The following is a 21,613-nucleotide window of genomic DNA, read 5'->3' on the forward strand; positions in this document are numbered from 1 at the left end:
CCCCTTCAGGCATATCGGCCCGCTTATGTTGCAGAACATTCCCACGCATGTCATCGCCGGTCCCCTCGGTGCCGGCAAGACCAGCCTGATTCGTCAGTTGCTGGCGCAAAAACCGCCCGGCGAGCGCTGGGCCGTGCTGATCAACGAGTTCGGCCAGATCGGCCTGGATGCCGCGCTGCTGACCCGGGCCGACGATGGTATCGCACTGGGCGAGGTGGCTGGCGGCTGCGTGTGCTGCGTCAACGGCGCACCGTTCCAGATCGGCCTCGGCCGGCTGCTGCGCAAGGCGCGCCCCGACCGCCTGTTCATCGAGCCTTCCGGTCTCGGTCATCCGGCGCAGATTCTGCGGCAACTGGGCGCGGCGCCGTGGCGCGGGGTACTGGCCTTGCAGCCGTGCGTGATGGTGCTGGACGCACCGGCCCTGGCGGCGGGCCAACCGTTGCCGGCGTCGCAGCAGGAGGCCTTGGCGTGGGCCGGGCTGCTGCTGTTGAACAAGTCGCAAGGGCTGGATGAGGCCGCGCGCGGGCAAGTGCTGGCGCGTTTGCCGGAGCGTCCGCTGCGCTGGACCGAGCAGGGTGTATTGGCGCTGGACGAGTTGCTGGCCCTGGAGTCGCCAGGCCTGGATGAATCGGCAACGCCGGGCGTGCTGCCCACGGCACCGGCGAGCGTGACGCTGCCGGCGATCTGGACCGACCCGAGCCAACCGATCTGCCAGGAGCATGCCGGGGAGGGCAACTGGAGCATCGGCTGGCGCTGGCACCCGAGCCAGCAACTGGACCCGGAACGCATTCGTGAGTGGTTGGCCACTCTGGACTGGCGGCGGGCCAAGCTGGTTATCCACAGCCCGGCTGGCTGGGTGTCGGGCAATGCTGTGGATAACTCGTCGCTGGCCTGGCAGCCCAGCGCGTGGCGCAAGGACTCGCGGCTTGAGCTGATCTTCAGTCAGCCCCAGGACATCGAGCCGCTGAAAGCCGGCATGCAGGCCTGCCGGCTGAGCTAGCCTGTTCGACTTCGGCCCGGGGCTTCGCCGGGCTGCGCTGCCATTCCTGGCAGGCCCCTGAACTGGAATGCAGGCATGCGCATCGGCCGTACAGGCCCCCAGCCGCTCAGTGACGCGACTGGCTGTGGTCCTTGGGATGATCCTGGCGCCATTGGCTCAGTTCGATGATCTCGGCCGTCGGCTGTTCGGCCCTGGCTTCGAACGGGTAGGGCGGCAGATCGATCTGCGCGCTGTGGGCGCCGAACTGGGTGATGGTGCCGACGTGGCGCTGCTCGCCGGTGACGGTGAACTCGAAGTGGTAGATCCGCGCCAGGCGCCGTCGGCCGTTGGCATCACGGACGATACCGATACGCTTGAGGGCCACGGCACCGTCGAGCAGTTCCAGGTCAAGCCGGGCACAATGCTGCTTGACCCGCTCCAGCGCCCGTTCGCGCAGGCCATGGTTGTGCCAGAGCCAGGCAGCGCCGGTGGCCAGCAACATCAGCACGAACATATTTCCCAGGGTCAGCATGAATGCCACTCCATCAAGTTGAGAGCAGCTTAACTGGCTCGCCGGTCTGTCGTACAGGCTCTGTTTAGTCGCATACTGCGTGGCTCGAATCTTTTTGTCTTGCTGGAATTCGGAATGAAACGCACTCCTCATCTGCTTGCCATTCAGTCCCACGTGGTTTTCGGTCATGCCGGCAATGGTGCGGCGGTTTTCCCCATGCAGCGGGTCGGGGTGAATGTCTGGCCGTTGAACACCGTACAGTTCTCCAACCACACCCAGTACGGCCAGTGGGCCGGCGAAGTGTTGGCGCCGCAGCGGATCCCGGAACTGGTGGAAGGTATTGCCGCCATCGGCGAGCTGGGCAATTGCGACGCGGTGCTGTCCGGCTACCTGGGCAGCGCGGCGCAGGGGCGGGCGATCCTCAGCGGCGTGGCGCGGATCAAGGCGGCCAACCCCAAGGCGCTGTACCTGTGCGATCCGGTGATGGGCCATCCGGAGAAGGGCTGCAGCGTGCCGGTGGAGGTCAGCGACTTCCTGCTGCAGGAGGCGGTGGCGCAGGCCGATATCCTCTGCCCCAACCAGTTGGAGCTGGACAGCTTCTGCGGCCGCTCGCCCCAGTCGCTGTTCGATTGCCTGGCGATGGCCCGTAGCCTGCTGACGCGGGGGCCGCAGGTGGTGCTGGTCAAGCACCTGGCCTATCCGGGCAAGCCCGAGGACAGCTTCGAGATGTTGCTGGTGACCGCCGAAGGCAGCTGGCACCTGCGCCGTCCGCTGCTGGCGTTCCCGCGCCAGCCGGTGGGCGTCGGCGACCTGACTTCAGGGCTGTTCCTGGCCCGGGTGCTGCTGGGCGACAGCCTGCTGGCGGCCTTCGAGTTCACCGCGTCGGCGGTGCACGAAGTGCTGCTGGAAACCCAGGCCTGCGCCAGCTACGAGCTGGAACTGGTGCGGGCCCAGGATCGCATCGCCCATCCGCGGGTGCGCTTCGAGGCGTTGCCGATCAGCCTGTGATCTCCGGGCCCACTCCATGTACCCGTGTGGGAGCGGGCTTGCCCGCGAATAGGCCCTCAAGTCTCGCGCCGCTTGAACGGACGCCTTCGCGGGTAAGCCCGCTCCTACAAGAGCTTAAGGCGCGTCGGCCTTGATCTCCTGGTAACGCTTTTCCAGCTCCTGGCGGATCTGCCGGCGCTGTTGGGCCTGGGCGTAGCGGCGCTTGCCCTCGCTGGTCTCCGGCTGCAGTGGCGGCACCGGTGCCGGCTTGCGCTGGTCGTCGACCGCGACCATGGTGAAGAAGCAACTGTTGGTGTGGCGCACCGAGCGCTCGCGGATGTTCTCTGTCACCACCTTGATGCCGACCTCCATCGAGGTGTTGCCGGTGTAGTTCACCGAAGCCAGGAAGGTCACCAGTTCGCCGACATGCACCGGCTCGCGGAAAATCACCTGGTCCACCGACAGGGTCACCACGTAGCGGCCGGCATAACGGGCGGCGCAGGCATAGGCCACTTCATCCAGGTATTTGAGCAGGGTGCCGCCGTGGACATTGCCAGAAAAGTTGGCCATATCCGGGGTCATCAAAACGGTCATCGACAGCTGGGCGTTTCCAGGTTCCATAGCACGCTCACGGGTAGGTAGGGACAGGTTCAGGCACCTCTGCGGGCGCTTTGGGCATTTTTCAGACACCTCGATTACGGGACGCCAGCCATGGTTGCATCGTCACGCGCCAAGCGATCTGTTTCTACATATTGCACCGGCTTTCTGTCGGAAGTCGCGGTGTTAACCTTCGAAAAGCCATGCCATAGAAAATTCTTACACCCGGAACGTTGACCGCCGACGACTCAATGGGCGCGGTGGGCGGTCTGGCCAACATCCGCCGACACAAGGAGCGTCACGCCATGCATGCCATCAGCTTTATTCAGGACCTGGCCGTGATCATGCTGGTGGCGGGTGTGGTGACCATCCTGTTCCACCGCTTCAAGCAGCCGGTGGTGCTCGGCTATATCGTCGCCGGTTTCATCATCGGCCCGCACACCCCGCCGTTCGGCCTGATCCATGACGAGGACACCATCAAGACCCTGGCCGAGCTCGGGGTGATTTTCCTGATGTTCTGCCTGGGGCTGGAGTTCAGCCTGGGCAAGCTGTTCAAGGTCGGCGCGACGGCGTTCATCGCCGCGTTCCTGGAAATCGTGCTGATGATCTGGATCGGCTACGAGATCGGCCGCTGGTTCGACTGGAACACCATGGACTCGCTGTTCCTCGGCGCGATCCTGGCGATTTCCTCGACCACCATCATCGTCAAGGCGCTCAATGACCTGAAGATGAAAAACCAGCGCTTTGCGCAACTGATCTTCGGCGTGCTGATCGTCGAGGACATTCTCGGCATCGGCATCATCGCCCTGCTGTCGAGCATTGCCGTCAGTGGCACGGTGAGTTCCGGCGAAGTGTTCTCCACCGTCGGCAAGCTGTCGCTGTTCATGATCGTCGCCCTGGTCATCGGCATCCTGCTGGTGCCACGTCTGCTGGCCTATGTCGCCCGTTTCGAAAGCAACGAGATGCTGCTGATCACCGTGCTGGGCCTGTGTTTCGGCTTCTGCCTGCTGGTGGTGAAGCTCGAGTACAGCATGGTGCTGGGGGCGTTCCTGATCGGTGCGATCATGGCCGAGTCGCGCCAGTTGCTGAAGATCGAGCGCCTGATCGAGCCGGTTCGCGACCTGTTCAGCGCGATCTTCTTCGTCGCCATCGGCCTGATGCTCGATCCGGCGGTACTGCTCGAATACGCCTGGCCGATCGCGGTGATCACCGTCGCGGTGGTGCTGGGCAAGATGGTCTCCTGCGGACTGGGCGCGTTCATCGCCGGCAACGATGGCCGCACCTCGCTGCGGGTGGGCATGGGGCTGTCACAGATCGGCGAGTTCTCCTTCATCATCGCCGCGCTGGGGATGACCCTGCAGGTCACCAGTCACTTCCTCTACCCGGTGGCCGTGGCGGTCTCGGTGATCACCACCCTGCTCACACCGTACCTGATCCGCGCGGCCGACCCGCTGTCGCTGAAGCTCGCCGCCGTGGTACCGCGCCGCATGGGCCGGGTGTTCGGCCTGTATGGCGAATGGCTGCGCAGCATCCAGCCCCAGGGCGAAGGCGCGCTGCTGGCCTCGCTGATCCGCAAGATCCTGCTGCAGGTGGGGGTGAACCTGGCGCTGGTGGTGGCGATCTTCTTTGCCGGCGGCTTTTTCGCCCAGCCGATCGCCACCTATCTGCAAGGCTGGGTCAGTGAGCCGAGCTGGAACAAGGCATTGATCTGGGGTGGCGCGCTGCTGCTGTCGCTGCCCTTTCTGATTGCCGCCTACCGCAAGCTCAAGGCGCTGTCGATGCTGCTGGCGGAGATGGGGGTGAAGCCGGACGTGGCCGGGCGGCATACCCAGCGCGTGCGCCGGGTGATCGCCGAGGTGATTCCGCTGCTGTCGCTGCTGGTGATCTTCCTGCTGTTGTCGGCGCTGTCGGCGAGCATTCTGCCCACCAGCGAACTGCTGATGCTGATCGCGGTGGTCGCCGCGGCGGTGGCGGCGCTGCTCTGGCGCTGGTTCGTCCGCGTGCATACGCGGATGCAGGTGGCCCTGCTGGAGACGCTGGAGAACAACAGGGACTCGGCGGGGCACTGAGGCCTCAGGGTGCCCCGCCGATTCCGGCGGGGTGTCAGCTTTCCAGCCAGACGTCCCGCGCCCAGTGCCAGACCGACTCCCAGGACTCTTCGGTGATCAGTTCCTCTTCGCCGGACCACAGCACCACAGTGCCGTCCTCCTCGACGCAGTAGTAGTCGTCACCGTCCTGGCAGATCGGGATCAGGTCCCGCGGCACGCCGCTGTCCCAGGCGTTGGCCGCCACTTCCGGCAGGTAGGTGTGGGATTGCGGGTCGGTGACGGTCACCGGCTCCAGGCTGCCGTAGACCACGTCGCTGACGGTCAGCAGGAATTCCTTGAAGACGAAGGGGATGTTGATGAACAGCTCCTCTTCGATCTCGACCAACTGATCCTCGTCGGGCAACTCCAGTGGCACCGGTACGGGTTCGTTGGCTTCACGCAATTGTTCGATAACTTCTTCCACGGCCTCGATCCTCTTGCTGCATGGCGCGGTTGGGTATGACGCGTTTTATACAGTAGCTCGTTACAAGTGCAATCGTGAAATGCAAAACCCCGGACAAGTCCGGGGTTCTGATGTATCAGACAACGCGCGTGGATCAAACGTTCTGGCGGATACCGGCGACCAGCCAAGGCTGGTTGTCGCCTGGCAGGCGCTCCATGTTCCAGCTTTCACTGAACACTTCGCCCTGGTCGAAACGCGAGGTTTTCGACACGCCGCTGAAGGTCAGGGTGGCGATGGTCTTGTCGGCACGGTCATCCACGCCGTCCAGTTGCACCTGCAGGTTGTCGATGTAGGTGGACTGGAAGCCGTCGCCCAGGCTGGCGCGTTCCTGCCTGAGGAACTGCAGCATTTGCGGGGTCACGAACTCGGCGATCTTGTCCATTTCGTTGGCGTCCCAGTGCTGCTGCAGCGCCTGGAAGTGGCTGCGGGCGGCTTCCAGGAAGCGCTCCTCGTTGAACCAGGCCGGGGCGTTGATCACGCGGCGCGGCGCGGCGGAACCACCGAAGATCGGGTTCTGGGCAGGAGCCGGTTGCTCGAACACTTCACGCTGGTACGGCGCGCCGGCTGGAGCCATTTGCTCCTGCTGCTTGCGGCGACGGGAGGCAATGAAGCGGAAGATCACGAAGGCGATGACCGCCATGATCAGGATGTCGAAGAACTGCATGCCCTGGAAACCGCCGCCCATGAACATGGACGCCAGCAGGCCGCCAGCGGCGATACCGGCCAATGGGCCCAGCCAGCGCGAGGCGCCGCCGGCCTTGGCTGCCGCACCTGCGGCACCCGCTGCGCCAGCCGTGGCGGCTGCACCGCCGGCAGCGCCAGTGGCAGGGGCCATCTGGCTGGTTTGGTGGGTCGGTGCCGACCCCGCGCTTTTACCGCCGCCAAAGCGCTTGGCGTTGGCGTCGAGGCTCATCGTCAGGCCGATGCAGAGCGCCAGGGCGATGCTAAGAAAACGTTGCATAAAGGGTATTCCCGTTTGTGGAGTGCACGCGAGTCATACTGCACAGGTGAATTGTTACTGGCTAGTGAGAGAGTGTTTCCGGCTTTTGCCTGAATCCTCTCACCTCAATGCTGAATATTTCATGAAAGCCAGTAGGTCCAATGTTCATTGGGTTGTTGGCTTGTCTTTAGATATTGTATGAAATTTCCAATTCGCCACCCCTCCTGTAGGAGCCGGGCTTGCCCGCGAAGCTTTTAGCGATCTCAAGGGCCCCTTCGCGGGCAAGCCCGGCTTCTACAGGGGCGCGGCGGCGCCCAAGAGGTTTCAGTGCCGCAGGAGCAGCGGTGCCCAAGGCGTTTCAACACCACAAGGCTGTGTGCCCCGGAAGCGTCAGCGCCGCAGCGCCAGCAGGACCACGCCGCCGGTGATCAGGCCGATACCGGCCCATTGCCGCAGGTCGAGCCTTTCGCCCAGCAGCAGGACGCCGATGATCGCCACCAGCACCACGCTGAGCTTGTCCACCGGCGCCACCAGCGACGCCGGGCCGGCTTTCAGCGCACGGAAGTAGCAGAGCCAGGAAGCACCGGTGGCCAGGCCCGACAGCAGCAGGAACAGGTAGCTCTTGCCGGAGATCGACCTCAGGGACTGATATTGGCCCGTGGCGTACAAAATCAAGGCCAGGCTGATCAGCACCACCACCGTGCGCAGCAGGGTGGCGAAATCCGAGTTGACGTTATCGATGCCGATCTTCGCGAAGATCGCGGTCAATGCGGCGAAGGTCGCCGACAGCAGCGCCCAGAATGTCCACGAGGAAAAGAAGCCAGGGCCCATGGTGTCGCACTCCCGCAGAGTGAATTCGATTCGATCGTTCCCACGCATCGCGTGGGCCTGCATCCGGTGTCGCCCCGCGTGACAGGGAATGGACGCCGAGCGTCCCGGGCGGCGCTCCCACGCGGAACGTGGGAGCGATCCTGGTTTCTTCCTTTCCGTTTAGATGGCTTCGAGCTTGGCGTAGCCGAGCATCAGCCACTTGCTGCCTTCGCTGAAGTTGACCTGGACCCGTGCCTGGGCGCCGGAGCCCTCGAAGTTGAGGATCACGCCGTCACCAAAGATGCTGTGGCGTACCGCCTGGCCGAGGCTGAAGCCGGTCTGCGGAATCTCGCTGCCGCTGAACAGGCTGCTGGCCTGCTGCTGGCTGCCACCGAACGGCCGGCTGACGCTGTTGGACAGGCGCACTTCCTGCACCAGGCCCTTCGGTACTTCACGTACGAAGCGCGACACCTTGTTGTAGGTCTCGCTGCCATACAGCCGACGGGTTTCCGCGTAGGTCATGACCAGGTTCTGCATCGCCCGGGTGATGCCGACATACGCCAGCCGACGCTCTTCCTCCAGGCGGCCGGGCTCTTCCAGGCTCATCTTGTGGGGGAACAGGCCTTCTTCCATGCCCACCAGGAACACGTAGGGGAATTCCAGGCCCTTGGCGCTGTGCAGGGTCATCAGCTGGATGCTGTCTTCGTGCTCGTCGGCCTGGGCATCGCCGGCTTCCAGCGAGGCATGGCCGAGGAACGCCGCCAGCGGCGACAGGTCTTCCTCGCCCTCGGCGGCTTCGAAGTTGCGCGCCGCACTGACCAGTTCCTCGAGGTTTTCCACCCGGGCCTGGCCTTTCTCGCCTTTTTCCGCCTCGTGATAGGCGATCAGGCCGGACTGCTCGATGACGATCTGGGTCATCAGGTGCAGCGGGCTGTCCTGGGTCCTGGCGGCCAGGTTCTCGATCAGCTCGATGAAGGCCCCGAGCGCGCTGGCGGCCCGGCCGGTCACGCCCTTGTTGGCGATCAGCTGGGCCATGGCCTCCCACATCGACACATTGCTGTGGCGGGCGTGTTCGCGGATGGCCTCGACGGTCTTCTCGCCGATGCCGCGGGCCGGGACGTTGATCACCCGCTCCAGCGCCGCATCGTTGCCCCGGCCTTCGAGCAGGCGCAGGTAGGCCATGGCGTTCTTGATCTCGGCCCGTTCGAAGAAGCGCTGGCCACCGTAGATCCGGTAGGGGATGCGCTCGCGCAGCAGGGCTTCTTCCAGCACCCGTGACTGGGCGTTGGAGCGGTAGAGAATGGCGATGTCGCTGCGCGCCAGGCCGGTCTTCAGCGCGCTTTCGATGGTTTCCACCACGTAGCGCGCCTCGTCGTGTTCGTTGAAGGCGGCGTAGAGGTTGATCGCCTCGCCGTCGCCGCCGTCGGTCCACAGCTCCTTGCCCAGGCGCCCGGTATTGTTGGCGATCAGGGCGTTGGCGGCCTTGAGGATACCGGCGGTGGAGCGGTAGTTCTGCTCCAGGCGGATGGTCTCGGCGTCCGGGAAATCGTCGGAGTACTGGTAGATGTTCTCGATCTTCGCGCCGCGCCAGCCGTAGATCGACTGGTCGTCGTCACCGACCACCATCAGGCTGTCGCCGCCCTTGGCGAGCATGCGCAACCAGGCGTACTGCACGGCGTTGGTGTCTTGGAACTCGTCCACCAGGATGTGCCGGAAACGCTTCTGGTAGTGCTCGAGCAGGCCCGGGTGGTCGCGCCACAGGTCCAGGGCGCGCAGCAGCAGCTCGGAGAAGTCGATCACGTTGGCCCGGGCGCAGGCGGCCTCGTAGGCCTCGTAGATGCTGCGCATGGTCGCCAGGAACAGGTCGCCGCTGGCCTGGATATGCTGCGGGCGCAGGCCCTCGTCCTTCTGCCCGTTGATGAACCACTGGGCCTGGCGGGCCGGCCAGCGCTGCTCGTCCAGGCCCAGGTCGCGGATCACCCGCTTGACCAGCCGCTGCTGGTCGTCGCTGTCGAGGATCTGGAAGGTCTGGCTCAGCCCGGCTTCCTGCCAGTGCGCCCGCAACAGGCGGTGCGCCAGGCCGTGGAAGGTGCCGACCCACATGCCGGCCGGGCTGATGCCCATCAGTTGCTCGATGCGATGGCGCATCTCGGCAGCGGCCTTGTTGGTGAAGGTCACCGACAGGATCGAGTAGGGCGAGGCGTTCTCGACCTGGATCAGCCAGGCGATACGGTGCACCAGCACCCGGGTCTTACCGGAGCCGGCGCCAGCCAGGACCAACTGACGACCAACGGGGGCGGCTACGGCCTGGCGTTGGGCGTCGTTGAGGGAGTTCAGCAGGAGGGAGAGGTCATCGTTGCGCATCGGCGCATTCTAGGGTGCTGGCTACGGGTGGGCAAACCCTAATGCAGGGCGGTCGAGGCCGTGGTCGACGAAAAAACCGGTGCGATGACGACCGGCGGGTCATTGCCCGCAGGCGGCGCAGTACCTGACTTTGTCCGGTGTGGAAGGGTCTATCGCGGGAAAATCCATTACATTTTATGACTTGGAGCAGTTTGGTCCGGCCGGAGGCTTGTGTATGCTCCTGCGACATTTATGGCTCAACCATTATAAGAACAATGCCCATATGACACACAGCTCCGACACGCTGAGCCCCTCCGTGGAGGCCGGGCGGGTGATCCGCAAGCAGTTCGCCACCGAGTTGGCGGTCGAGCGCACACGCCTGCTGTACCAGGGCTCGTTGCTGCCCACCCTGTTCATGCTGATCAACGGTCTGGTCTGCGCCTGGCTGCTCTGGAGCCCGCAGCGTTACCTGCTGGTCAGCATCTGGATGGTCTGGCTGATGGCGCTGGTGGCCTTGCGCGTGATCCAGGTCGCGGCGTTCGATTCGGCCATTCCCAGCCGGCAGGCCCAGCCGATCTGGCGCCGGATGTTCCTGCTCGGCTCCGCCGTCAGTGGCCTGACCCTGGCCTGCGCCGGCATCGCCCTGGTGCCTACCGACAGTTTTCTCCAGCAGGCCTGGGTATTCGGCCTGATCGGCGCGGCCACCCTGTCTGCCAGCATCGCCTATGCCGTGAGCTTTCCGGCGTTCCTCACCTTCACCTTGTCCTGCCTGCTGCCTGCCATCGGCTACCTGTTCTGGGAGGGTGATGGCGCCCGCCAGGGCTGGGGCTGGCTCGGACTGATCCTGCTGGCCTCCCTCAGCGTGGTGGCATTGCAGGTCAACCGGCTGATCGAGCGCGGCCTGCTGCGGCGCTTCCAGAACCAGGCGCTGATCGAGAACCTGCAGCAGGCCCAGGCCCGCAGCGAGCAGCTCAACCAGGAGCTGGCCCGCGAGGTCGAGCAACGCCGCCGGGCCGAACTGGAACTGCGCGAGGCCCAGGCCGAGCTGGAAAACCGTGTCGCCCAGCGCAGCCGGGAGCTGGACCTGGCGAACCAGGCCCTGACCAAGAGCGAAACGCGCCTGGCGCTCGCCCTGCAGGCCAGCGAACTCGGCCTGTGGGACTGGAACCTGCAGACCGACGAGGTGCACCACACCCAGCTCAAGGAGCTGTTCGGCCTCGACCCCGAATACGTCACGGCCATGCTCAGCCACCTCAAGCCGCGCCTGCACCCCGAGGACCTGCCGGCGCTCAAGCGCGCCCTGGTGGAGCACCTCAAGGGCCGCAGCGAGGACTATGTCATCGAATACCGCATACGCCATGGCGACGGCCACTGGGTCTGGATCGAGGACCGCGGCCGGGCGGTGGAACGTAGTGCCAGCGGTCGCGTACTACGAATGGTCGGTACCCGGCGCGATATCAGCTCGCACAAGGAGCTGGAGGCGCAGCGGCAACTGGCCGCGACGGTGTTCGAGGCCGCCAGTGAAGGCATCGTGATCTTCGACCCGAACTACGCGCTGCTGGCGGTCAACCAGGCGTTCAGCCGGGTCACCGGCTACCAGATCGAGGACATGCTGGGGCGCAACGTCGTCGAACTGCCTTGCAGCCGCGACGCCCGTCGGCATTACTCGATGATCCACCAATCCCTGGAGCAGTACGGCAGTTGGCAGGGCGAACTGGTGGAGGCGCGCAAGAACGGCGAGCTGTATCCGCAGTGGCTGCAACTGAATACCGTGCGTGACAAGCGGGGAAAAGTCAGCCATATCGTGGGCTTCTTCGCCGATCTGTCGGCGCGGCGCGAATCCGAAGAGCGCATGCGCTACCTGACTCATTACGACGAGCTGACCGGCCTGGCCAACCGCTCGCTGTTCAAGGAGCGTCTGCGCGAGGCCAATCAGCGGGCCCGCCAGGAAGGGCGCAGCCTGGCGCTGCTGCATATCAACCTGGATCGCTTCAAGCTGCTCAACGACAGCCTCGGCCATGAAGTCGCCGACCAGTTGTTGCAGAAGATGGCCCGGCGCCTGGTGAACGCGCTGCCGGAGGCGAACACCATCGCCCGCCTGTCCGGTGACGAGTTCGCGGTGCTGTTCGATGCCTACGGCACGCTGTCCAGCCTGGCCAGGATGGCGACGCGGCTGCTCGGCAAGCTGCGCCTGCCGGTGACGGTGGAAGGGCATGAGCTGGTGGTCAGCGCTTCCATGGGTATCAGCCTGTTGCCGGACAGCGCCCGGGAAATCCCGGCGCTGGTCAGCCAGTCGAACATCGCCATGCAACATGCCAAGCACCTGGGCGGCAACAACTTCCAGTTCTATACCGAAAGCCTGCAGGCCAGCACCCTGGAGCGCCTGCAACTGGAGAACCAGTTGCGCAAGGCCATCGAGGAACAGCAACTGAGCGTCTTCTACCAACCCAAGCTGTGCCTCGCCACCGGTCGCCTGAACGCCGCCGAGGCGCTGGTGCGCTGGGAGCATCCGACCATGGGCCGGGTGCCGCCCGGGGACTTCATCGGGCTGGCCGAGGAAACCGGGCTGATCGGTCCGATCGGCGAGTTCGTGTTGCGCCGGGCCTGCTGGCAGGCGTGTGAGTGGCAGCGCCAGGGCCTGCCGGCGATGCGGGTGTCGGTGAACCTGTCGGTGCACCAGTTGCGCCAGGGCAAGCTGGTCAGCCTGGTGCGCCAGGTCCTCGAGGAAAGCGGGCTGGCGCCGCACCTGCTGGAACTGGAACTGACGGAAAGCCAGTTGCTCGACAGCGTCGAGCACATCATCGCGACCTTCCAGCAACTGCGCGACCTGGGCGTGAAGCTGGCCATCGACGATTTCGGCACCGGCTATTCGTCCCTGAGTTACCTCAAGCGCTTCCCGGTGGACTACGTGAAGATCGATCAGGCCTTCATCCGCGGCCTGGACGAAGGCAGTGAAGACGCCGCGATCACCCGGGCAATCATCGCCATGGCCCACAGCCTGGGCCTGAAAGTGGTGGCCGAGGGCGTGGAAAACCCGCAGCAACTGGAGTTCCTCAAGCTGCACGGCTGCGACGAGGTGCAGGGCTACCTGATCAGCCGGCCGGTGGAGGCCGCGGAGTTGGTACGGCTGCTACGCAACGACCGGCACGCCGGTTGATTCGTGCACTGACTTCATGATCACCGCTTCATCTTGTAGGAGCCGGGCTCGCCCGCGAACCGCCAAAGGCGGCCATTCCCCGGCGAAACCGGCTCCTGAAAACGCATTCTCCAACGCAATGGCACAGGCGAGCACCGATTTCATGTAGTATAACTACAAGAATGCTACATCCCAGGCGTTCGCCCATAACAATCGAGTCCAGCCCTTGAACCTGTTGCAACACATCGCCCAGTCCCGCACCCTGCTTCGCAAATCGGAGCTCAAGGTTGCCGATCATGTCCTGCTCGACCCGGCGGCGGTGATGCACAGCTCCATGGCCGACCTGGCCCACAGCGTGGGCATCAGCGAGCCGACCATCGTGCGATTCTGCCGGGCCATCGGCTGCTCGGGCTTCCAGGACCTTAAGCTCAAGCTGGCCCAGAGCCTGGCGGCGGGTGCCAGTTTCGGCCAGTTCGCGATCCATGAAGACGACTCTGTCGCCGACTACAGCCTGAAGATCTTCGACACCACCCTGCACACCCTGATGGAGGTGCGCGAGAAGCTCGACCCGGCGGCCCTGCAGCGGGCGGTGACGGCCATGTCGGCCGCCCAGCGTGTTGAGTTCTACGGCTTCGGTGCGTCCGGTGCGGTGGCGGCGGATGCCCAGCACAAGTTCTTCCGCCTGCTGCTGACCGCGGCGGCATACTCCGACCCGCACATGCAGGCGATGTCGGCGGTGACCCTCAAACCCAGCGACGTGGCGATCTGCATTTCCCAGTCGGGGCGGTCCAAGGACCTGCTGATCACCGCCAACATGGTCCGTGAAAGCGGCGCGACGCTGATCACCCTGTGCCCGAGCCAGACACCGCTGGCCGAGCTGTCGACGATCAACCTGGCGATCGACGTGCACGAGGACACCGAGATCTACACGCCGCTGACCTCGCGTATCGCCCACCTGGTGGTGATCGACGTGCTGGCGATGGGCGTGGCGATGGCCCGCGGGCCGAGCCTGGTGAACCACCTCAAGAGCGTCAAGCGCAGCCTGCGCAGCTTGCGGCTGTCGCCCAAGTCGCTGAAGAACCTCGAAGACTGATTTCATCTCCCTGTCATCCGGCTGCCGCCAAATCGTAACGCCCTGAAGCCATCTTGGAGTCTCCAACCCAACCTGGGAGACTCGAAATGGCCCGGCACCACGAAGAGCAAAGCAGCGTAAAGACCCGTCGGCAGCAGGAAGACCAGCGCCGCATGGAATTCCGTCGCGCAATCGAAGACCGCAACGAACTGCGTCAGCTGCAACAGGAAATCGCCGCCCTCAATTACTGGCAGATGGACTCGGCAGCCGACCGTCGAAGCGCTCAGCGAGCCCACTGATCTGCAGCCTTTCACTTCGGATGAACCCCAGGAACGCATGCGCGACCGGTGACAGGCGTTTATCCCTGGCCTGAACCACGCACCAGCTGCGATAGAGCGGCAGTTCTTCCACCGGCAGTTCCCGGAGCACGCCGGTCGCCAGTTCCAGGCTCAGGGCGTGGCGCGTCAACAGCGCCAGGCCCAGCCCCGCCACCACGCTTTCGCACTGCGCCTCGCCAGAGGTCACTTCGAGTGTCTGCGAGAAGTGCACGCGCTTTTCCTTGAAGTACTCCTCGCAGGCCATCCGGGTGCCCGACCCCGGTTCGCGGATCAGCAACGGATAGGGTTCCAGGTCCTGCAGGCGCAGCGGGCCCCTGTGGCACAACGGATGATCGGGTGGGGCCACGGCGACGATCGGGTTGTTCAGGAACGGCAGGAATTCCAGGCCCATGTCCTGGGGCACCATGGACATGATCAGCAGGTCGTCGCGGTTGTCCGACAGCCGCCGCAGGGCCTGGGCGCGATTGACCACCGTGAGGTGCAGGCTGACCTCGGGATACTGGCGCTTGAAGGCGGCGAACAGGTGCGGCACGAAGTACTTCGCGCTGGATTCCACCGCCAGTTTCAATTGCCCCTGCAGCGATCCCTGCATGTCGGAGAGCTGCATGTCGAGGTTTTCCAGCCGGCCGAAGATGTCCCGGCTGGCGCGCTGTAACGCTTCAGCCGCTTCGGTCATGTAGAGCTTTTTGCCGACATATTCGAACAACGGCTGGCCAATCAGCTCTTCCAGCTGACGAATTTGCAGGCTGACGGCTGGCTGCGTAAGCGACATTTCCTCGGCCGCGCGGCTGTAGGAACGCAAATCGCAGACCTCATTGAAGATCTTCAACTGGCGTAATGTCATACGCATCAAGGACTTACGCATTTCTTGCAAGCACTCTCGGGCGGCTGGTCAGGCAACTATAAGTCATTGCTTATAAGCGACCCAATAATTATTGATTTTAGTTTATCGCTGACCGGGACTAGTGTGGTGATGCGACTGGCTTGAAACATTTAGTCACTCGTCGACCCGTGCTGTGGGACAGATATCGGGTCGTGGACATAGGGCTGGCCCGCGAGGCTTCTGGTGTTTTGACGGACACCATCGCGGGCGGGCCCAGGTCCTTTCTGGTTCCAGCAGGTTGTTTTGTTCCAGCGGCTTAGGAATTTCCAAGTGATAAAAAAGATCCTGATCGCCAACCGTGGTGAGATTGCCGTACGTATCGTGCGGGCCTGTGCCGAAATGGGCATTCGCTCCGTGGCGATCTTCTCCGACGCTGACCGGCACGCCCTGCACGTCAAGCGCGCGGACGAGGCCTACAGCATTGGCGCCGAGCCCCTGGCCGGCTACCTCAACCCGCGCAAGCTGGTGAACCTGGCGGTGGAAACCGGCTGCGATGCCTTGCATCCCGGCTATGGCTTTCTCTCGGAAAATGCCGAACTGGCAGAAATTTGCGCTGAACGTGGGGTGAAGTTCATTGGCCCGGCGGCGGAAGTGATCCGTCGCATGGGTGACAAGACCGAAGCCCGGCGCAGCATGATCAAGGCCGGCGTGCCGGTCACTCCAGGCACCGAAGGCAACGTCTCCGGCATCGAGGAAGCCCTGCGCGAGGGTGACCGTATCGGTTATCCGGTAATGCTCAAGGCCACCTCCGGTGGTGGCGGTCGCGGCATCCGGCGCTGCAACAGCCGCGAGGAGTTGGAACAGGCATTCCCGCGGGTGATTTCCGAAGCGACCAAGGCCTTCGGCTCGGCGGAAGTCTTCCTGGAAAAATGCATCGTCAACCCCAAGCACATCGAGGCGCAGATTCTCGGCGACAGCTTCGGCAACGTGGTGCACCTGTTCGAGCGCGACTGCTCGATCCAGCGCCGCAACCAGAAACTGATCGAAATCGCCCCGAGCCCCCAGCTGACCCCTGAACAGCGCGCCTACATCGGCGACCTGTCGGTGCGTGCGGCCAAGGCGGTGGGCTACGAGAACGCCGGCACCGTGGAGTTCCTGCTCGCCGATGGCGAGGTGTACTTCATGGAAATGAACACCCGGGTGCAGGTGGAACACACCATCACCGAGGAAATCACCGGGATCGATATTGTCCGCGAGCAGATCCGCATCGCCTCCGGCCTGCCGCTGTCGGTCAAGCAGGAAGACATCATCCATCGCGGTTTTGCCCTGCAGTTCCGGATCAACGCCGAGGACCCGAAGAACAACTTCCTGCCCAGCTTCGGCAAGATCACCCGCTACTACGCGCCCGGCGGTCCCGGCGTGCGGACCGACACGGCGATCTACACCGGCTACACCATTCCACCGTTCTACGACTCCATGTGCCTGAAACTGGTGGTCTGGGCGTTGACCTGGGAAGAGGCGATGGACCGTGGCCTGCGGGCCCTGGACGACATGCGCCTGCAAGGCGTGAAGACCACCGCCGCCTATTACCAGGAAATCCTGCGTAACCCGGAATTCCGTAGTGGCCAGTTCAATACCAGCTTCGTGGAAAGCCATCCGGAACTGACCAACTACTCGATCAAGCGCAAACCCGAAGAGCTGGCCCTGGCCATCGCCGCCGCCATCGCCGCCCACGCAGGCCTGTGAGGACTATTACAATGACCAAAAAGATTCACGTTACCGACACGATCCTGCGCGACGCCCACCAATCGCTGCTCGCCACCCGCATGCGCACCGAAGACATGCTGCCGATCTGCGACAAGCTCGACAAGGTCGGCTACTGGTCGCTGGAAGTCTGGGGCGGCGCGACCTTCGACGCCTGTGTGCGCTTCCTCAAGGAAGACCCGTGGGAGCGCCTGCGCAAGCTGCGCGCGGCCCTGCCCAACACCCGCCTGCAGATGCTCCTGCGCGGCCAGAACCTGCTCGGCTACCGCCACTACAGCGACGACGTGGTCAAGGCCTTCGTCGCCAAGGCGGCGGTCAACGGCATCGACGTATTCCGTATCTTCGACGCCATGAACGATGTGCGTAACCTGCGCGTCGCCATCGAGGCGGTGAAGGCCGCCGGCAAGCACGCCCAGGGCACCATCGCCTACACCACCAGCCCGGTGCACACCATCGAGGCCTTCGTGGCCCAGGCCAAGCAGATGGAAGCCATGGGTTGCGACTCGGTGGCGATCAAGGACATGGCCGGCCTGCTGACTCCGTTCGCCACCGGCGAGCTGGTCAAGGCACTGAAGGCCGAGCAGTCGCTGCCGGTGTTCATCCACTCCCACGACACCGCAGGCCTGGCCGCGATGTGCCAGCTCAAGGCGGTGGAAAACGGTGCCGACCATATCGACACCGCCATCTCCAGCTTCGCCTGGGGCACCAGCCATCCTGGCACCGAGTCGATGGTCGCCGCCCTCAAGGGCAGCGAGTTCGATACCGGCCTGGACCTGGAACTGCTGCAGGAAATCGGCCTGTACTTCTACGCCGTGCGCAAGAAGTACCACCAGTTCGAAAGCGAATTCACCGCGGTCGACACCCGGGTGCAGGTCAACCAGGTGCCGGGCGGGATGATTTCCAACCTGGCCAACCAGCTCAAGGAGCAGGGCGCCCTCAACCGCATGAACGAAGTGCTGGCGGAAATTCCGCGGGTGCGCGAAGACCTCGGCTTCCCGCCGCTGGTGACCCCGACTTCGCAGATCGTCGGCACCCAGGCCTTCTTCAACGTCCTGGCCGGCGAGCGCTACAAGACCATCACCAACGAAGTGAAGCTGTACCTGCAGGGCGGTTACGGCAAGGCGCCGGGCACCGTCAACGAGCAGCTGCGCCGCCAGGCCATCGGCAGCGAGGACGTGATCGACGTGCGGCCGGCCGACCTGCTCAAGCCGGAAATGGCCAAGTTGCGCAACGACATCGGCACCCTGGCCAAGTCGGAAGAAGACGTGCTGACCTTCGCCATGTTCCCGGACATCGGGCGCAAATTCCTCGAAGAGCGCGAGGCCGGCACCCTGGTGCCTGAAGTGCTGCTGCCGATCCCCGAGGCCGGCGGTGTGCGTGCGCCGGGCGGCGAGGGCGTACCGACCGAGTTCGTCATCGACGTGCACGGCGAAACCTACCGCGTGGACATCACCGGGGTCGGCGTGAAGGCCGAAGGCAAGCGGCACTTCTACCTGTCCATCGACGGCATGCCGGAAGAAGTGGTGTTCGAACCGCTCAACGAATTCGTCGGCGGTGGCAGCAGCAAGCGCAAGCAGGCCAGTGCGCCAGGCCACGTCAGCACCACCATGCCGGGCAACATCGTCGATGTGCTGGTCAAGGAAGGCGACAGCGTGAAGGCCGGTCAGGCCGTGCTGATCACCGAAGCCATGAAGATGGAGACCGAAGTGCAGGCCGCGGTATCGGGCAAGGTCGTCGCCATCCACGTGGCCAAGGGCGACCGGGTCAACCCGGGCGAGATCCTGATCGAGATCGAAGGCTGATCGACAGCCTTCATCTATCAATGTTTATCCTCGGGGAGGCGTATGCCTCCCTTTTTTTGTTCATTCTTTGAGCATGTTGTGTGGGGTGTTATGGTCTGCTGCTCTAGAACGATATGCATTTTATTGCGTATATTTGCGCCGTATAGCAAGGCTGATGCATTATATTGCAGTTATTGGGCGATGCTGGCAGGCGAATCTGTACTATATTGCAGTTTTGGCGGCAGTCTCTGCCTATAAAGTGCATTAAGTTGCAGGTTGAATCATGTACGCACTCACACTTCAGGCCTACACCGACGGAATCTGGCAGGACGCCATGACCCTGATTTTCGAGTCGCCGGAAAAAGGTTTCGAGGGGCGTTGCAGGTTTGCCTACAAGCAGAGCTATCTGCTCGATCATATCGAGGATATGGGCAGCCCATTCGCCTGTGCGGTCAGTGCGAACCTCCCGCTGGACTGGGACAGCATGGATGACCGGCAGGCTCCGGCCTTCCTGCAGGATATTGCTCCTGCCGGTGCTGCCAGGCGCTTCCTCATCGCCAGGGTGGGGCGGGAAAAGCCTGATGATGTCAATGCCGACCTTTTTTTGCTGGGTAAAAGCACCCCGGCTCCCGTTGGCCATCTGCGGGTCAAGGAGTCCGTGGACGTGCAGGACGGTCGTGAGCCCATGGGATTTACCCGAGCGGACGTGGTGGCGCGCGATAACCGATTTCTCGAGTACGCCTACGAGCAGGGCGCGGCGATTGGCGGAGCTACGGGAGCTGGAGGCGAAGCACCTGGAGGTGATCACTCGTCTGGTTGCACTTTGGCGCCAGGCCGGCCAGGGGGAGCAGGTGGAAGATCTGGTGGCGGATTATCTGCGCCGTGATTTGCTCAACAAGATCCTGGGCAACTCCGACAACCATGGGCGCAACACATCGATCATCCGCGATCAGCGGGGGGTTCGCCTGGCACCTATTTACGACCTGGCGCCCATGGTCATGGATGATGAAGGTGTGACACGCAGCACCAAGTGGGCAAGAGATATCGAAAGGGGCGGGGAGGTGGATTGGCGCAAGGCGTGCGACGCGCTGGCGGGGCTGGTCGAGCCCCAGGCGGCCTTTGAGCGGCTTCGGGCGGATGCCAGGCATCTGTTGGCCTTGCCCGATATTCTGACGGATAGTGGCTTGCCCGCCGTCACCATGAACCATCCGTTGATTGCCTTGAAAAGGCTTGGTCAGCGTCTGCGAGACTGGGGGTTGGCATGACGCTCAGCCTGGAAGTCCGTGCCCTGCTGATCCAGGCCATTCAGGATGATCTGGCCCAGGGCATGATCAGCATCGGTGTTGCGGTCAGGCGCTTGCGGACGGAGGTAACGGGGTTGCAGCAGACCCAGTTTGCCCGGATGTGCCGGATTTCGGTCCGTACCCTGGTGCATATCGAGCATGACGAAGGCAATCCGACCCTCAAGTCGTTGAACTCTGTATTCAGGCCCTTCGGGTTGCAGATGGGCGTGGTGCGACTGCGCAAGACATCAGGCTGAGGGGCTCAGCGGTCAGGCACCTGTTCATGAGCCTGACCGGTTGATGGAAAGCTGTCAGAAAGCCAGCGCCCACTGCCCCATGATGCCGTGGTTGCTGTTCTTCGCGCCGAGTTCGCCGCTGTAGCCCAGGCCCAGGCGATGGCGGGAGGACAGGTTCAGTTCGAGTCCGGCTTCGATCGCCAGGCTGTCGCGGTCCTGGGCGATGCCGCGGGTCGTGAAGGTCAGGGCGGTGGTCCGGTTCGTCTGGCGGGTGATGCTGTCGAGTTCGCCATACAGGTGCTTCCAGCCGGCACTCAGGTGCGGGGTCAGGCTCATGCCGTGGCCGAAGCGCCAGTTGCCGGCGGCCCGCAGGCCCAGTGTGGTGCTGAAGTTGTCCAGGGCCTGGCCGCTGTTCTTCAGCACCGCCTCGCCGCCTTTTTCCGTGTGTCCCTGGCGTGAGTAGCGCTGGTAGCCCAGGTCGGCAAAGGGTTCGGCACTCAGTTGGTTGTTGCCCAGGCTGTAGCCGAATTCGGCGAAGGCCTGCTGGCTGGTGGCCGTGTAGTTGCCGGAGAGTCGATCCTGATAGCCGCTGAACGCGACGTGGCGTTGAGTGCTGCCAGCGTGGCTGCTATGGATCGCGCCGAAGCGCAAGGCTGCGGGGCCGTCCTGGCGCAGGGCGTAGGCGCCGGCATGCCAGCTGTCCAGTTCGCCCCTGGAGTGGCTGCCCTTGTGCTCGGAACGGGATTTTCCGCCGAGCAGGCCCAGGCGCCATTCATTGCCCAGCGACCAGTCGGCCCCCAGCACCAGGCCCCGGGTCGTCTGCTGGAAGTCCTTGCCGCCCTGTGCCGGCTCGAATCGGCCCACGTTACTCAGGCTCTGTAGCCACAGGCGACTCCTGCCGTTGTCGGGCTGGAGCATGGCCGACAGCGCGCTGGCGCCCACCTGTCGGGTAGCGCCGAGAGTGGCCTGGGCCAGGTTGGCATTATCGGCACCGGCCAGTTGGGTCAGGGCGGCTTCTCTTTCGGCCGGACCGAGCCGGTTCAGGGCTCCGAGTAGTGGGGATGCCGGAATCGTCGGCAGAATGTTGCCACCCTGGCCGCCTTTGGCGGGCTCATGGGCGGGTGGCGGGGAGGTGGTCGGCAGGCTGCCCCCGGGTTCCGGTGGCTGTTTGAGCAGCCAGTCCCAGTCGTAGACGCTGGATGAACCGCGGTAGGCATTTGGCGGTGGCTGCTGGGCCTGTGCCTGCTGGGCCAGCAGTCCGTTGAGCACCAGGGCCAGGGAGATGGCGAGACGGGTCTTGGGGAGCATTCCATTTCATCCTCAGAATAGGTCGAGGAGGAAATGTATCGAGCTGTCCAAGCGGTAAATGTCGGGGTTTTTACCTGGGCTTCGCGGGAGATGTCAGCAGCTTTCCGTTTATTTCGGCTGTGTCCTGGTGTGCGGTGGCCGGAAAGTCGGCCACC

17 protein-coding genes and 1 pseudogene are annotated in these 21,613 nt (G+C 63.9%); 10 read left to right on the plus strand and 8 right to left on the minus strand.

Annotated features, from left to right (window positions below; all coding sequences use genetic code 11):
* Positions 1-25 precede the first annotated feature (25 nt).
* Entirely contained in the window at positions 26-1,000 is a 975-nt protein-coding gene (locus ACM62G_RS12105) for a CobW family GTP-binding protein (RefSeq protein ID WP_419737216.1), read from the plus strand.
* Positions 1,001-1,106: 106 nt separating this feature from the next.
* Here ACM62G_RS12105 and ACM62G_RS12110 read toward each other — a convergent pair whose 3' ends face one another.
* Positions 1,107-1,511: a DUF3301 domain-containing protein gene (locus ACM62G_RS12110; protein WP_054063453.1), complete on the minus strand. Its 405-nt coding sequence runs from the start codon at positions 1,509-1,511 to the stop codon at positions 1,107-1,109.
* 114 nt (positions 1,512-1,625) lie between these two features.
* Here ACM62G_RS12110 and pdxY point away from each other — a divergent pair, with 114 nt between their 5' ends.
* Positions 1,626-2,498 carry a pyridoxal kinase PdxY gene (pdxY, locus tag ACM62G_RS12115; RefSeq protein ID WP_054060273.1) on the plus strand — a complete coding sequence of 291 codons (873 nt, stop codon included), beginning with the start codon at positions 1,626-1,628 and terminating at the stop codon, positions 2,496-2,498.
* 114 nt (positions 2,499-2,612) lie between these two features.
* Here pdxY and ACM62G_RS12120 read toward each other — a convergent pair whose 3' ends face one another.
* Complete coding sequence (locus ACM62G_RS12120) at positions 2,613-3,098, minus strand: acyl-CoA thioesterase (RefSeq protein ID WP_054060272.1); 486 nt, start codon at positions 3,096-3,098, stop codon at positions 2,613-2,615.
* A gap of 281 nt (positions 3,099-3,379) precedes the next feature.
* Between ACM62G_RS12120 and ACM62G_RS12125 the strand changes: the two genes are divergently transcribed.
* Entirely contained in the window at positions 3,380-5,143 is a 1,764-nt protein-coding gene (locus ACM62G_RS12125; protein WP_419737217.1) for a cation:proton antiporter, read from the plus strand.
* A 34-nt stretch (positions 5,144-5,177) separates the two neighbouring features.
* On the opposite strand, the gene ACM62G_RS12130 is transcribed toward ACM62G_RS12125, so the two are convergent.
* From ACM62G_RS12130 to uvrD, 4 genes are all read right to left on the minus strand, one after another.
* Positions 5,178-5,585 (minus strand): SMI1/KNR4 family protein, encoded by a 408-nt coding sequence (locus ACM62G_RS12130; RefSeq protein ID WP_017903741.1) that lies wholly within the window; start codon positions 5,583-5,585, stop codon positions 5,178-5,180.
* Positions 5,586-5,718: 133 nt separating this feature from the next.
* Positions 5,719-6,585 (minus strand): Tim44 domain-containing protein, encoded by an 867-nt coding sequence (locus tag ACM62G_RS12135; RefSeq protein WP_054063454.1) that lies wholly within the window; start codon positions 6,583-6,585, stop codon positions 5,719-5,721.
* Positions 6,586-6,954: 369 nt separating this feature from the next.
* Positions 6,955-7,395, minus strand: coding sequence for an EamA family transporter (locus tag ACM62G_RS12140; protein WP_273819756.1), 441 nt, complete (start codon positions 7,393-7,395; stop codon positions 6,955-6,957).
* Between the two features lie 159 nt (positions 7,396-7,554).
* Positions 7,555-9,738 (minus strand): DNA helicase II, encoded by a 2,184-nt coding sequence (gene uvrD / locus ACM62G_RS12145; RefSeq protein WP_054056671.1) that lies wholly within the window; start codon positions 9,736-9,738, stop codon positions 7,555-7,557.
* A gap of 262 nt (positions 9,739-10,000) precedes the next feature.
* Between uvrD and ACM62G_RS12150 the strand changes: the two genes are divergently transcribed.
* The 3 genes from ACM62G_RS12150 to ACM62G_RS12160 all read left to right on the plus strand — a co-directional run bounded on the left by ACM62G_RS12150 (position 10,001) and on the right by ACM62G_RS12160 (position 14,224).
* Complete coding sequence (locus ACM62G_RS12150; protein WP_419737218.1) at positions 10,001-12,874, plus strand: EAL domain-containing protein; 2,874 nt, start codon at positions 10,001-10,003, stop codon at positions 12,872-12,874.
* 205 nt (positions 12,875-13,079) lie between these two features.
* Positions 13,080-13,946 carry a transcriptional regulator HexR gene (gene hexR / locus ACM62G_RS12155; protein WP_017902205.1) on the plus strand — a complete coding sequence of 289 codons (867 nt, stop codon included), beginning with the start codon at positions 13,080-13,082 and terminating at the stop codon, positions 13,944-13,946.
* A gap of 86 nt (positions 13,947-14,032) precedes the next feature.
* Complete coding sequence (locus ACM62G_RS12160; RefSeq protein WP_081005865.1) at positions 14,033-14,224, plus strand: PA3496 family putative envelope integrity protein; 192 nt, start codon at positions 14,033-14,035, stop codon at positions 14,222-14,224.
* Here ACM62G_RS12160 and ACM62G_RS12165 read toward each other — a convergent pair.
* Positions 14,166-15,128 (minus strand): LysR family transcriptional regulator, encoded by a 963-nt coding sequence (locus ACM62G_RS12165; RefSeq protein WP_054063455.1) that lies wholly within the window; start codon positions 15,126-15,128, stop codon positions 14,166-14,168. The two genes, ACM62G_RS12160 and ACM62G_RS12165, sit on opposite strands and share 59 nt — an antisense overlap.
* A 288-nt stretch (positions 15,129-15,416) precedes the next feature.
* Here ACM62G_RS12165 and ACM62G_RS12170 point away from each other — a divergent pair, with 288 nt between their 5' ends.
* The 4 genes and pseudogenes from ACM62G_RS12170 (at position 15,417) to ACM62G_RS12185 (ending at position 20,171) form a co-directional block, all read left to right on the plus strand.
* Complete coding sequence (locus ACM62G_RS12170) at positions 15,417-16,832, plus strand: acetyl-CoA carboxylase biotin carboxylase subunit (protein WP_054056668.1); 1,416 nt, start codon at positions 15,417-15,419, stop codon at positions 16,830-16,832.
* Between the two features lie 11 nt (positions 16,833-16,843).
* Positions 16,844-18,652: a sodium-extruding oxaloacetate decarboxylase subunit alpha gene (oadA, locus tag ACM62G_RS12175; RefSeq protein WP_054056667.1), complete on the plus strand. Its 1,809-nt coding sequence runs from the start codon at positions 16,844-16,846 to the stop codon at positions 18,650-18,652.
* 262 nt (positions 18,653-18,914) lie between these two features.
* A pseudogene (locus tag ACM62G_RS12180) lies at positions 18,915-19,896 on the plus strand (HipA domain-containing protein).
* A complete protein-coding gene (locus tag ACM62G_RS12185; RefSeq protein ID WP_017902210.1) occupies positions 19,893-20,171 on the plus strand; it encodes a helix-turn-helix domain-containing protein in 279 nt (92 codons plus the stop codon). Before ACM62G_RS12180 ends, ACM62G_RS12185 begins: the two are co-directional and overlap by 4 nt.
* A 54-nt stretch (positions 20,172-20,225) precedes the next feature.
* Here ACM62G_RS12185 and ACM62G_RS12190 read toward each other — a convergent pair whose 3' ends face one another.
* Positions 20,226-21,458, minus strand: a complete 1,233-nt coding sequence (locus ACM62G_RS12190) for an autotransporter outer membrane beta-barrel domain-containing protein (RefSeq protein ID WP_419737219.1) — start codon at positions 21,456-21,458, stop codon at positions 20,226-20,228.
* Positions 21,459-21,613 lie beyond the last annotated feature (155 nt).

It is taken from the genome of Pseudomonas sp. COR18, assembly GCF_048568395.1.
In the GTDB taxonomy this organism is placed as follows: Bacteria; Pseudomonadota; Gammaproteobacteria; order Pseudomonadales; family Pseudomonadaceae; genus Aquipseudomonas; species Aquipseudomonas fuscovaginae_B.

What these genes read in the sequence shown, in the direction of transcription:
- ACM62G_RS12105 (WP_419737216.1), top strand. Translation starts at nt 26, where the DNA reads ATGTTGCAGAACATTCCCACGCATGTCATCGCCGGTCCCCTCGGTGCC.
- ACM62G_RS12110 (WP_054063453.1), bottom strand. Translation starts at nt 1,511, where the DNA reads ATGCTGACCCTGGGAAATATGTTCGTGCTGATGTTGCTGGCCACCGGC.
- pdxY (WP_054060273.1), top strand. Translation starts at nt 1,626, where the DNA reads ATGAAACGCACTCCTCATCTGCTTGCCATTCAGTCCCACGTGGTTTTC.
- ACM62G_RS12120 (WP_054060272.1), bottom strand. Translation starts at nt 3,098, where the DNA reads ATGGAACCTGGAAACGCCCAGCTGTCGATGACCGTTTTGATGACCCCG.
- ACM62G_RS12125 (WP_419737217.1), top strand. Translation starts at nt 3,380, where the DNA reads ATGCATGCCATCAGCTTTATTCAGGACCTGGCCGTGATCATGCTGGTG.
- ACM62G_RS12135 (WP_054063454.1), bottom strand. Translation starts at nt 6,585, where the DNA reads ATGCAACGTTTTCTTAGCATCGCCCTGGCGCTCTGCATCGGCCTGACG.
- ACM62G_RS12140 (WP_273819756.1), bottom strand. Translation starts at nt 7,395, where the DNA reads ATGGGCCCTGGCTTCTTTTCCTCGTGGACATTCTGGGCGCTGCTGTCG.
- uvrD (WP_054056671.1), bottom strand. Translation starts at nt 9,738, where the DNA reads ATGCGCAACGATGACCTCTCCCTCCTGCTGAACTCCCTCAACGACGCC.
- ACM62G_RS12150 (WP_419737218.1), top strand. Translation starts at nt 10,001, where the DNA reads ATGACACACAGCTCCGACACGCTGAGCCCCTCCGTGGAGGCCGGGCGG.
- ACM62G_RS12160 (WP_081005865.1), top strand. Translation starts at nt 14,033, where the DNA reads ATGGCCCGGCACCACGAAGAGCAAAGCAGCGTAAAGACCCGTCGGCAG.
- ACM62G_RS12165 (WP_054063455.1), bottom strand. Translation starts at nt 15,128, where the DNA reads ATGCGTAAGTCCTTGATGCGTATGACATTACGCCAGTTGAAGATCTTC.
- oadA (WP_054056667.1), top strand. Translation starts at nt 16,844, where the DNA reads ATGACCAAAAAGATTCACGTTACCGACACGATCCTGCGCGACGCCCAC.
- ACM62G_RS12185 (WP_017902210.1), top strand. Translation starts at nt 19,893, where the DNA reads ATGACGCTCAGCCTGGAAGTCCGTGCCCTGCTGATCCAGGCCATTCAG.
- ACM62G_RS12190 (WP_419737219.1), bottom strand. Translation starts at nt 21,458, where the DNA reads ATGCTCCCCAAGACCCGTCTCGCCATCTCCCTGGCCCTGGTGCTCAAC.